8 protein-coding genes and 1 pseudogene are annotated in these 9,414 nt (G+C 40.8%); 8 read left to right on the plus strand and 1 reads right to left on the minus strand.

Going from position 1 to position 9,414, the window contains the following annotated elements:
- The first annotated feature begins 989 nt into the window (after positions 1-989).
- The 8 genes from QZ506_RS01385 to QZ506_RS01420 all read left to right on the plus strand — a co-directional run bounded on the left by QZ506_RS01385 (position 990) and on the right by QZ506_RS01420 (position 9,216).
- Complete coding sequence (locus QZ506_RS01385) at positions 990-1,229, plus strand: Flp family type IVb pilin (RefSeq protein WP_291968532.1); 240 nt, start codon at positions 990-992, stop codon at positions 1,227-1,229.
- A gap of 229 nt (positions 1,230-1,458) precedes the next feature.
- A complete protein-coding gene (locus tag QZ506_RS01390) occupies positions 1,459-2,298 on the plus strand; it encodes a hypothetical protein (protein ID WP_291968534.1) in 840 nt (279 codons plus the stop codon).
- 53 nt (positions 2,299-2,351) lie between these two features.
- Complete coding sequence (locus QZ506_RS01395; RefSeq protein WP_291968536.1) at positions 2,352-3,755, plus strand: pilus assembly protein N-terminal domain-containing protein; 1,404 nt, start codon at positions 2,352-2,354, stop codon at positions 3,753-3,755.
- Between the two features lie 37 nt (positions 3,756-3,792).
- A complete protein-coding gene (locus QZ506_RS01400; RefSeq protein ID WP_291968538.1) occupies positions 3,793-4,941 on the plus strand; it encodes a hypothetical protein in 1,149 nt (382 codons plus the stop codon).
- A 61-nt stretch (positions 4,942-5,002) separates the two neighbouring features.
- A complete protein-coding gene (locus tag QZ506_RS01405; RefSeq protein ID WP_291968539.1) occupies positions 5,003-6,298 on the plus strand; it encodes a CpaF family protein in 1,296 nt (431 codons plus the stop codon).
- Complete coding sequence (locus tag QZ506_RS01410; protein ID WP_291968541.1) at positions 6,295-7,197, plus strand: type II secretion system F family protein; 903 nt, start codon at positions 6,295-6,297, stop codon at positions 7,195-7,197. The genes QZ506_RS01405 and QZ506_RS01410 overlap by 4 nt, the downstream gene beginning before the upstream one ends.
- Before the next feature lie 34 nt (positions 7,198-7,231).
- Entirely contained in the window at positions 7,232-8,053 is an 822-nt protein-coding gene (locus QZ506_RS01415) for a type II secretion system F family protein (protein ID WP_291968543.1), read from the plus strand.
- Complete coding sequence (locus QZ506_RS01420; protein ID WP_291968545.1) at positions 8,041-9,216, plus strand: hypothetical protein; 1,176 nt, start codon at positions 8,041-8,043, stop codon at positions 9,214-9,216. Before QZ506_RS01415 ends, QZ506_RS01420 begins: the two co-directional genes overlap by 13 nt.
- 112 nt (positions 9,217-9,328) lie before the next feature.
- On the opposite strand, the pseudogene QZ506_RS01425 reads toward QZ506_RS01420, so the two are convergent.
- Positions 9,329-9,414: pseudogene (locus tag QZ506_RS01425) on the minus strand (lipoprotein); the annotation flags it as partial.

The raw sequence follows: 9,414 nt of genomic DNA on the forward strand, positions 1-9,414 counted from the left end.
ACCGCGCTGCTTGAGGGCCTTGTTATAAGAGGGCCAGTTGGTGATTTTAAAATTTTGTTTTGCCATGGAGACCTGATTTTGAAACAACTGTGGTGATCTGCTCCGATGATTACCCAAAAGTTCTATTTATTCAACAAAGCACAAAGCCGATGCAATATTCAATTTTTTCACCAATACGCTACCAGAAATAGCGGACTCGCTGACGTCCAGAATTCACGATCATTTTTAGGTGCTCAAACCTGCATCTTGAGGTTTATTGAGTATATCGTGTGAATGAGCGCGTTCCCCGCCGTGTTAGATATTATTGATTATAAGAGTTTTGAACAAATAATTTATGTTTTATTTTCTCAGTCTATTCCATACCTCCTTTACTGAAGATCATGTGCGTTACTTTCTGTCTGTGCTTGTTATTACGGTTAAATGCTAATAAATTTACAATAAAACAATATATTATCCATGATGGAAAGAACGGGTCTCAGATAAATAACGTGTATGTGAAGGGTGCCCCCTCTCATTCTTCTACTTGTCCGCTTATTTTTACTTGTTGTTTTATTATAAAGATCGATATTTTATTCTTTTTTCTTCGAATGCTTAGTGTGAACTGCTAAATGTTGATTTCTCATTTATTTTATAATGAGCTGATGTAGATAGGTCGTTTTTTTAATGCTTTTATTAATGAATATCTGTCTTATTTGTTTTTGTTTGTTATTCTTATCGTGTGTTTGAAGAAAGGTAATATTATTGTTGTTTGTTTTATGTGTGTACTTTTCATAAGTAAGAAAAATCTTATTATTTTTTGATTTTTGCTAGTGCTTTGTTAATTGATAGGTTGTGACCATTGTTTTTTTGGTTTTCTTTGTAAATGTTGTCATTGTTAATGACGAAAAAGAGATGTTATAAAATCCCCGCAAAATAATGAGTGTTGAAAATTACCAAGTCGAAAAAAGAAGTGGTGAAATAATAGTATTAATAAATGGAGAGGATTGGATATGTATTCTTTAACAAGTTATATTCAGGGAAAGTCAATCGTGAGTTATGTGTATTTTACTGAAGCAATGCATGATTTTAAAAATGATCAGCGCGGGGTAACCGCTGTTGAATATGCTATTGTGGCAGCGGGTGTTGCTGCGGTTGTTACGGTTATTTTTGGTGAAAACGGGCCTGTTAGAGATATGTTGTCAGGCATCTTCACCAAGATCAAAACTACAGTGGAGAGTTCTGTTAAATAGAGGTTATTAACTATCCTCTGAAAAATTGAAGCGATACTTTAACCTGAAAACAGGTACTTTATATCTGCATGTGTGTATAAAGTGCCTGTTTCTAACGCCTTTGTTGAGCTCATGCGGTAGCTATATGTCAAAAAAAAGAGGGGGTTCTTATAATGGGTATTATACCTGGTTATAATTTTATAACAACAGCGAAAGCGGATTAGCGTTGAAATGAAGGATTAGCGTTGAAATGAAAAAGAGCGCATTGATTATTTACATGTTAATGATTCTGACTGGTAGCATTGGTATCTTATTCTATATGAAATCCGCACATACGCCGACACCAGGAACGAGTGAAATGCTGGGAAATTCTTCAACAGAAACCATTGTTGTGGCCGTAGCCCAGCGAGACCTGTCTGCCAACAATGTTCTGAAGAAAGACGATTTTCAATTGAAAAATATATCTGTATCACCAGAAAGCGCTGATATGCAGTTCAATATAAAAGAAAATGACCTTATTCATTGGGCACTTAAAAGTGCGGTAGCCAAAGGCACCTACCTTCAAACAACTGCTTTGGTTAAGCCCGGCAGTGATGATTATATCGCTATGTTTATCATGCCAGGAAATGTGCTTTATCCCTTTGAGTTAGATGCTTCTGATAATTATCTGTTAACCAATTTAAAGCCAGGTGCCAGTGTGGATATCTATCTTTCCTATGGACTCCGTCAAGACGATAACGGAAGTCATGACATCATCTCGCCCGCGAAGTCGATTCGCGATACACGGCTTAAACCGCTGATGATCAATAGGCGTGTATTGGCAATTCGTCGGGTAAACCAGGATGAAAAAAAGAAGTCTCAAGAAAGCAGAAGCCAACTCCTAGTTGAACTGAGAGATGCAGAAATCAAGCTGCTAAAAGGATTAGAAGGCAACGCCAGAATACTGCTGTTTCCCACGGCCAGAAACCCCATTGACTTGCTTTCGAGAGGTAGTGAAACGCTATCCGGCAAAGAGGCAACATGGCCCGTCAGTAGTGCCCCCCTGTTTGATGAACCTCGCTCGCGACCCACACATGAGTGGCGTGGTTAACAGGTCTTGCCTGTTGGGGCTGATAGGGAAATTTTAACAGAGGAAAAAGTTTGATGATGAAGCGCTTCTCATTTCACACTCGCCTGATGCTAGCACTGATTTTATTGTGTCCATTAACCGCAATGGCCGATCAACTCTTTTTAAAGCCTGGGCAGTCAAAAACATTACGAACCAAAGGGCGTGTTAATACGGTATTTATCTCAGATCCCTCGGTAGCGGACTATAAAGTATTGAATGAAAACACCATCGTATTGTATGCGAAGGTACCCGGTATTTCAGAGGTCACCGCCTATGATGCTGACACAAAAATTTTGGCTGATTTACAAATAAATGTTGATTCATTCTTGGGGGATATCAATCAGCGCATTGTGGTTGAGTTTCCCGGTAGTCAGGTGGTAGTTAAGAGTTTTATCAGCAGTGAAGGTAAATCTTATATCCTGACGGGAACTGTGCCCGATGAGGAAACCCGTGGGGCGATATATCAGTTAGTGGGCAGTGTCGTAGGGAAGGAAAGCAGAGATCTGAAGGTAAAGTATAATACTGATGATCGGGAAAGCTCAGAAGTTTTCTTTATGACAAACAAAATCTATAGCAATGTCATAAACAGATTACAATTACCATCATCCAATCAAGTTAACGTAAAGCTCAGCGTTGTTGAGGTAAGTAAAAAATTCACAGACACTTTAGGGATCGAATGGAGTAATTTAACCCTTAGTGGACTGATTAAAGGAAATGGTGTTGTTAATGATCCTGGTGTTTTCAGTTTTATTGGTCTTAAACGTGGATTCGATGCAGAAAATATCAGTACCACAATCAGTGCTGTTAATAATGACAGTTTGGCTCGGGTACTCGCTCAACCTAATCTCACCGTGTTGTCCGGTGAAGTGGCCAGCTTTTTAGTCGGCGGTGAAATCCCGCTGTTAGTACAAAGTAAAGAGGGTACAACCATACAATATAAAGAATATGGTATTCGATTAAATGTTGCTGCTAAAGTTGAAAAGAAACAGAAAATAAAACTGTTGGTTTCTAACGAAATCAGCAGTGTTTCAGGGAGTTATGCATACAATAATTACAGCATACCTCAGATAAAGACGCGGCGTTCCAGCTCTACGATCGAAGTGGCCGATGGTGATAGCTTTGTGATTGGTGGCTTACTTAATGAAGAGGATGTGGAATCACTGACCAAGGTCCCTTTCATTAGTGATATTCCTATTCTTGGGGCGCTGGCGCGTAAATCTCACACGGAAAGAAATAAAACAGAATTGGTAGTCTTTGCGACTGTCGATCTGGTTAAACCCGTGTCTTCGGCATCACGACATAAAATTCAGTTACCTGAGTATCACCGTAGCTCATCCGTTCAATTATTTTTTAATAGTGGTGTAGATAAAAATACCCGTGAAGGACGGCTTGCCAGTGATGCCCGTAGTTTTATGGAACGCGGTGGTTTTGCCAAATAGTCATGATAAATCAGGGTGCTATACATTGGAGTTTCACATGAAATTATTTTTTGATACCAAATCGAATAATAAAAATACAACAGTGAAGTCGCAGAAGAAAAAATTTGCACAGCCAATTTTAATTATTTCACCACGACCTAATGTGATGTCTGATATCGTCAGTCAGTTGTTAATGCATCATTTAGCTGATGTCATACCGCATGAAGCGGATTTTTTTACTATGAATGATAATCCAGCTGCCAGCGATGCCATCGCGGTTATTGTCGATATTGGTGATGTGGATAATGTTGAACTTATTATGCAGATGGTTGCGCTACTCATCCCGGTTTCGGCAAAACCGATTATGGTGGGGAATAATGACTCAATCCGCTTTGCACATGCGTTGATGATGGCAGGAATCAACTATCGGCATATTGGATCACAGTTAGCGCAATTGCCCGATCTGATTCGTGATCCTGTTCCTGCTACGCATAACCGAGTGACGATGAAAATCAGCGTTCTGGGATGCAAGGGTGGAGCAGGAGCATCCACGGTGGCGCATCAGCTTTTTAAGGCCGCGGGAATGCTGACCTCAATACCCATGCTGTTGGTGCAGGGTTGCAGCGGCAGTCGAGATTTGGATTTATTGTTAGCTAAAGCGTTACCTAACGACGGCAGCATTGCCGATCTTACCGCTCATCAGTCGGTAAAGATGGAAACGTGCGACGCAGCATGGCTGTATGAGGATACCGCCTTTAATAGATATAATCTGGCTTTCTTTGATCATGGAATTCATATACACCTCGAACAGCAACTGGAACAGGTATTTATGCAGTCCCATGTCATTGTGTTGGTAATTTCACGGGCGTTAGCCTCATTGCGTGTGGCGAAAAATATACTGGAAGAGCATAAACGTTTCTTGCTGGCAAACCCACTGAAAGAAACGCGTATTTTTCTGTGTTTAAACGAGAGCCATCCAAAAAATACGGATGAGCTTGTTAATGCTGATATTGAAGAATATCTCGGGCTCGCTATTTTTAGCGTAAATACCTACAGCGTTCATCATAATCAACTCTCCTCAGAGAGTTCACTTTATCGACTTGCTGCTCACCTGTTAGGCAAGTCGTTGGTCCCTAAGCCATCCCGTAAGATTCTGTTTTCCCTGCCGACTTTTCGTCGTACCGCGCGTCAAAATGCGGTCGTGTGATTTTTGGTCTTTTTGATATCTGAGCAGCGGGCAACGGAACAAGTGAAAGAGGGAAAAAGTGATGAATATTGAAACTGAAATGACCAGCACATTGCTCTATTTCCGCGAGCAGGTGCTTAAAAATATCGATTTAGAGCGCATTGATGAGTTGAAAAATCAGCGTGATGCGCTGTTGCGAGAAGTTAACGACGCCATTCAACGCGTGATGAATAACACAGGACAATACCTTTCAAGCCGGGTTTGCAACTGCTTAAGCGAGCTTATTGCCGATGAGATTACGGGGTATGGACCGCTGCGTGAGTTGATGGAAGATGAAAGTGTCAGTGACATTTTGGTTAATGGGCCTGAACGTATTTTTGTTGAGCGAACGGGGAAATTGGAATTAGTCGATAAGCGTTTTATCAGCAACGAGCAGTTGATTGATATTGCCCGTCGACTGGTAGCGCGGGTGGGGCGCCGCGTTGATGACTCGCAACCGTTGGTCGATGCGCGCATGCCTGACGGTAGTCGCCTGAACGTGGTCATCGCGCCTGTTGCACTGGATGGTGCCTTGATCTCAATTCGTAAGTTTGGGTCCGGGCAGAGAACGCTGGCCAATCTGGTTGAGTACGGCAGTATGAATGAGATGATGGCTAATTTTCTGGTTATCGCGAGTCGCTGCCGCGTAAATATTATTGTCTCTGGCGGGACCGGGTCTGGGAAGACAACCCTGTTAAATGCCATGTCCCACTATATCGATGAAGGCGAGCGGGTACTGACGCTGGAAGATGCAGCTGAGTTGCGTTTACAGCAACCGCATGTTGTCAGGCTGGAAACCCGTATGGCCGGTGCCGAGAACCAAGGCCAGGTTACTATGCGCCATCTCGTCGTCAATGCACTGCGTATGAGGCCCGATCGCATTATTATCGGGGAGTGCCGGGGAGAAGAAGCGTTCGAAATGTTGCAGGCAATGAACACCGGCCATGATGGATCCATGTCAACCTTGCATGCCAACTCACCGCGTGATGCCTTGGCACGTCTTGAAAGTATGGTCATGATGTCAAGCGCGGCACTTCCCCTTGCAGCAATCCGCCGCAATATCGTATCGGCAATCCATATCGTTGTTCAGGTATCTCGCTTGCCTGATGGCTCACGAAAAGTCATTAACATTACAGAAGTAATGGGTATGGAAGGCGATAACATTATCTTGCAAGATATCTTCAGCTATTCCGCGCAGGCCGAACGCTCTGAAACGGGGGCAATTCAGGGAAGTTTTACCTCTTACGGTCTATTACAGCGCTCAACCGTATACCAACAGGCAATAGTCCATGATATGCAAGAGCCTTTGAAGCAACTGTTCGGAAATAAATTACCATGATCTTTATCTTCATCAGCATGCTTCTACTTGGCTTGCTCCAACTCGTGCTAGAGCATCGGAAGGAAAAAAATATTCAACGCTTACGTCACGTTGCTACTGTACCGAGAACTAACAAGTTAACCTACCGACTTAAGCAGCATTCATTATGGCAATGTTTAGTGGAACTTTTCAGTGATATTTCTCGGTATTTGCTAGGTAAAGAGTATGACTTGGCGTTAAAAAATGGTTTGGTTGTCTTCGCTGTTCAAGCGGTAAGTATTTATAGTAGCCTGGAGTATTTACATATTGATTTAATTATTGTATCGCCGCTTATGTTGTTGTTGACATTGTATATACTTTTTCAACGGAGTAAAAAAGCGGCGCGAGTAGAATTCGAAAACACATTTTCGGAGGCGTTGAATATTATTAACAGCGTTATTAGTGCTGGGAATTCAGTGATGCTCGGCATTGAACAGTGTGGTGAAAAAATTGCAGGTGTTGTTGGCAAAGAGTTTAAAAAAATATCTCAGCGCCTTGAAATTGGTGAGGATATTGAAAGTGTTTTGATGGAGTCGTATCGACGTTTACCTTATAGGGAGTATTATTTTTTTATTGTTACTGTTTTGGTGAATATGAAAGGGGGAGGGCAAATCAAAGACGTCATGACACGGTTAGCAACCATGATCTCTAATGGGAAAATTATTGATAGAAAAAAATTGTCCATGACATCTGAAGTAAGAATGTCTGTAAAAATATTAACGGGCGTTCCTATTTTTTTCTTCTTTTTCATAAAATACAGTTCTCCAGACAGTTTTGCCATATTGCTTTATGAACCAATGGGTAAATTCATACTTTATTATGCGGTAGGTAGCATTTTCTCGGGGATTTTTATTCTTTGGTTAATGATGAATAAGTTATAGGTGAGTTATGTTTTATCTGTTTTCACTGCTCATGATGGTTCTGGGCCTGTGTGGAATTCTTATCAATTTTTTAAAAGACAAGAATAAAAACAAATCATTAATGTTGTTGAATGTATATAAGCATTCACGGAATGATACTGAACACCAGGATCACGCATCGCATGTTGAGAATATTTTGATAAAATCAAGCCGTTTGATTTCGATTGCATCATTGTTAGATAAAAATGTGATACTAAAAATGCTAACCGTCGTTACGCTTGGTGGAGTATTATTTTTACTGAACATAAGTGGTATCCTCAAAATGTCAATGAATGTTTTACTCATTTGTTTTTTAATCCTGAGTGTATCAGTCATTATTTTACCTGACGTGGTCAAAAAGCGTATTATCGTAAAACGGTTAAAAAGCATATCAAACGATTTACCCTTTATTATTGATATGATGGCGGTTTGTATTCAGTCTGGAATGACGGTTGAAAAATCCATGCGATATATTAGTGATAACACTAAGCATGTTAATAAGGATATTGCCATAATTCTGGAACGTGTCATTCTAAAAACAGAGGTTAGTGGAATCAATGCCGCGTTGGAACAACTTTATCAAGAGATAGCCAGTAATGAAGTGAGAATGTTATGTACTACATTACAACAGAGCATAAATTTTGGCTCAACCATTTACAAAATGTTAATCGCTTTAGGTAAGGAAATGAGAGATATACAGTTACTCGATATGGAAGAAAAAGTGGCAAGCTTATCTGCCAAAATGACCATGCCGATGATTGGCTTTATTATGTTTCCATTGTTGGCAATAATTGTAGGACCAGGTTTGATAGGGATGATGGCATTATGGGGAAGTTAGTTAATATTTTATTATTACTTTCAGTTTTTTTTCTCGCAGGATGTGTAACCAAAAGCGGAAATCACAATGCTATTGACGAGGAGCAGAAGGAGTTTATTCTTACCAAGATGAATGATTTTCAAGGGTTAATTAAATTATATCGTGAAAAACTAAATCGAAAAGATGATGCAAAAACACGGTATATTTTGGCAAGTCATTACCACTCTGCGATGGATTATGAATCATCAAGGCATTATTTAGCGCCTTTGCTGGTCGATAATCCCGATGAAGATATTCTGTTACTTGAAGGCAAGAATTTGCTGGAACAAGGACACATTACTGAGGCACTTGACAGAGTTAGGGCGGCTTTGAATAAAAACCCTGAAAATGGGGAAGCGTTAAACACGCAAGGCGTGTTGCTGGCGCAGCAGGGCAATTATCTTGCCGCCAAGGTATCGTTCGATAAAGCCAGAACGCATTTTGTTGATGAAGATAAAGTCATTAATAACCTCGCGATGCTGGCTATTATGCAAGAGGATTATCCTACCGCAAGGGGCTATCTGGCCCCCTTGTATGCGCGAGGGTATACGGGTGAAAATCTATTACATAATTTAGTGTTTGTACTGGTGAAAATGCGGGATTTTGAGGGAGCAGAAGCGGTATTGCATCGAGCAAAGAACGTTGATATCCGTGATGGCTTGCTTGAATCGTTATCAAAAATCAAGCCCCGCTCTCAACGCCAGTTACAACAACGCGAATTGCTGGCTAAGCAAGATGTATCGATAAATAAAGGCCAGGATGACGAAGACGCTACGCCCACATTACCATTATCGAAAGAGCATAATAACGAGATTATTGCGGTCCGGGCGGGACAACATGAAAAATATTTCCGCATTGCAATGGAGTCACGGGAAAGAATAGCAGTTAAAGAGCTTGGTGATAGAGCGTCGAACCAGATAGTCTATGAATTACAAGGCGTGACGGCGAGTGATGACATATTGCATATAGGAAACAACTTGATGGTAGACGGCAATGTAAAGTCAATTTCAATTGCACATAAAGATAAAAATACCATCTTAGTGAAGTTCTTATTAAAGAAAAAAATGGATAAGTTGAAGGTATTTCACCTTGACGCTGAGAAATCAGCACCTGATATATTAGTGTTTGATTTCTATCACGGCTAATTTTTATTGGGGATATTCTCTGAGTTGTATCATCAAACTGGTTTTTATTGTATTATGGGCTTTGTTGAATAAATCAGAACTTGTAACGACTGCGCCCCATACGGGTCGATTGTTACGTGATGCGAATATTGTTCGGCATTCCTAATAGCGTGATCCGGTTAAGCGCTTTGACCATGGCCATGGCTTCACCCACCTGAG

The sequence above is a fragment of the Candidatus Symbiopectobacterium sp. genome (genome assembly GCF_020054415.1).
Taxonomy (GTDB): Bacteria; Pseudomonadota; Gammaproteobacteria; order Enterobacterales; family Enterobacteriaceae; genus Symbiopectobacterium.